This is a genomic window from Gelidibacter sp. (assembly GCF_035577925.1).
Lineage (GTDB): Bacteria > Bacteroidota > Bacteroidia > Flavobacteriales > Flavobacteriaceae > Gelidibacter.
In genome coordinates this window covers 1-2,545 of record NZ_DATJCY010000112.1, presented here as the reverse complement: position 1 = coordinate 2,545, position 2,545 = coordinate 1, and the positions used below count along the sequence as shown (strand labels likewise).

Below are 2,545 nucleotides of genomic sequence, written 5' to 3'. Positions count from 1 at the left end.
AAGATTTTGAAATATTCGGCATTCTTATTTTTGACATATTCAGAGTCTAAAACATTTGAAAAACTAAAAATTTCAATTCCTTTTATTACCATATTCCTTAATCATAACGTTAAATATCACACTCAAATTATCCAAAAAGTTACGATCAACGAATTTTATTCCTACAACTACAATATTCATTTTTTTTATTTTATGTTTGGTATAGAGATGACAACCAATTGATCTTGTGTTTCAATCATTATATATAGATGAGTTGTACGTTGCAACCAAAATCGTCAATTCGCAATCCATAAAAACACAACCGTTATGATAAAGAATTTTAGCAAACACCTCTTTTCAGTACTGTTTTTTGCAACACTTTTTTTTTCTTGTGCTGATAAAAATAAAACTGCCAAGAGCCAATCAATTGATCCGATGCTTTCTAAACAAGCGCGATTAGATTCGTTGTTTGAATCTCCTATCATTATAGACAGCAGGCTCAAAAAAGAAAATATTGATGGTGTGAAATTTTTTAAAAGCTATATTTTATCAGAAAATATCCATTTTCAATATGACCCGGATTCTATCATAAGGTTTTCTTCTCAAAAGGACGATGTCGTCGAACTTCTTAAAAACAAATATCAGGAAAAAATAATATTCCTACGATTTACGTCCAACACCATTAGCTTAAGGTATGGTGTGCATATAGGAATGTCTGTTGACGACTTTTTTTCATTAATGCCCGAACAAGAACTTGTGGACAACGCGGTAATTTATGACTCCGACGATGTTTCCATCAAATTCTATTTTGACACTAAAACCAACACTTTAAAAAATGTGCATTATTATCGCTTCGTTGATTAATTTGATGAAGTTAAATTTTGATAGAGGATGAACTAAAAAAAACAAACCTTCCGTCTAAACTTCCCTTTAACCAAAAGGAGGAGCCGATTGAGATAGGTTTATGTCATGTAGGCTAATGACATGAATAATCCATAATTTCAAGCTTACTTAAAAGCAAGAATTAGTAATAAATTACAAATAACCATGAAAACTCCCAATCCAGCTCCCCTCTTCAGACGAAGAGGGGAATGAATTTACTGTAGTGGAACGAAGGTAAAGAAAGGGGAGTTTGAAAAAACACAAATAATCTAAAAAAACAAACCCTCCGTCTAAACCTCCTAACGTCGGTTTAGCCACCTCCCTTTTACTAAAGTGAGGAGCCAATTGAGATAGGTTTTATGATATGGTCAAAAAGTCAACAATCTTGAATCACCCACTACCCTCTATCCTCTAAAAACTACCCACTAATAAAACTCAAAGCTCGCCATACGCCCAAAAAGCCTGCTCCAATTCCTTCTTAATATCCTCTCTCACAAAATCCGGTTCCAGAACCTGAACCAAACTGCCATATTTCAATATCTGTTGCTTCAACTCAAAATTATAGCTCACAAATAAGCTAACGGTATAAAAACCCTCCAAACCGTCCTCAACCACTTTTTGTGACAGATGCAGTTTTAACGATTCCAAATATGGTTTTTGACTGGCATGAAATTGCAATAGTATTTTTGTTGGCTCATGATCACTAAAATTTAAACCAACAGTATCTGCCAGCTTTTGGTTAGCTTCTTCAGTCTTGTTTTTAAAGCGTTTGGTATCCAAAACCTGCAAATCGGACAATCTATCCAAACCAAATACCCTGAAACCACTACTGGTTTCGCCCACCACATACCATCGGTTTTGATATTCTTTAAGCAAATATGGTTTTAAAGTATGCGTTTTTGGCGTTTCTCTCTCGGTATGGTAAAAACTAAGATGCTGAAAACAGATCTCCTTTCGTTCATCAATGGCATTCAGAATAATATCAAAATATTGAAAGTTTTTAACCAAACTGGTATCGTCCAAGGACAAGAATTTATGAGTCCTTTTTTCCAAAGAAATGCTTTTATTGAGCAAATTGGAAAGTGCAATGCGCTTAAAAAGATTGGTCAAAAGTGTAAATTCTTCGGTGTTTTCTATTTCTAAGCTATAACCTCTGGTAGGGCGATTGTGGATCTTAAAACCAATTTCAACCAAAAACTTATAATCTCTATTTAAAGACGAAGTCGAAAAACTCAAGCCTTCTCGCTTTAATGCTATTTCTATTTCCTTGGAAGTCACCAAATCTGCTGCGTTTTCCAAGAGATTTAAAATAACCAAATACCGCCTGATGTCTCCACTAACACCTTTGTCACCTTTACTCATAATTCTTGTTTTTTTACTTCCCAATATGTGAGAAACTTAATTATTAACTTTGTTGCAAACCTTTAAAATCACGCTGATATGATCACATATTCATCACAAAACCAGGAAAACCCCCGAAATCGACGTTACCGTTACCAGAACAATAATCCAGCCACCGCCAAACATTGTTTCTGACACCACCATTGTTGCCCTTGTTTTAGCTGGTGCAGCCCTCATTTTCACAGCATATTGGCTATATTCAAAACCCTAAAAAAATTTAAGTGCTTATGTTAGAATAAAACCAGAATTAACGTTCTGGTTTTTTTGTTTACCAACAAGCAGC

Annotated in this window: 2 protein-coding genes; one reads left to right on the top strand and one right to left on the bottom strand. The window is 34.5% G+C overall.

Going from position 1 to position 2,545, the window contains the following annotated elements:
• The first annotated feature begins 306 nt into the window (after positions 1-306).
• Positions 307-843: a hypothetical protein gene (locus VNJ50_RS03870; RefSeq protein WP_325579229.1), complete on the top strand. Its 537-nt coding sequence runs from the start codon at positions 307-309 to the stop codon at positions 841-843.
• Between the two features lie 453 nt (positions 844-1,296).
• Here VNJ50_RS03870 and VNJ50_RS03865 read toward each other — a convergent pair whose 3' ends face one another.
• A complete protein-coding gene (locus VNJ50_RS03865; RefSeq protein WP_325579227.1) occupies positions 1,297-2,223 on the bottom strand; it encodes a WYL domain-containing protein in 927 nt (308 codons plus the stop codon).
• Positions 2,224-2,545: the final 322 nt, after the last annotated feature.

Excerpts from the sequence above, each read along its gene's own strand:
- VNJ50_RS03870 (WP_325579229.1), top strand. The coding sequence starts at position 307 with ATGATAAAGAATTTTAGCAAACACCTCTTTTCAGTACTGTTTTTTGCA.
- VNJ50_RS03865 (WP_325579227.1), bottom strand. The coding sequence starts at position 2,223 with ATGAGTAAAGGTGACAAAGGTGTTAGTGGAGACATCAGGCGGTATTTG.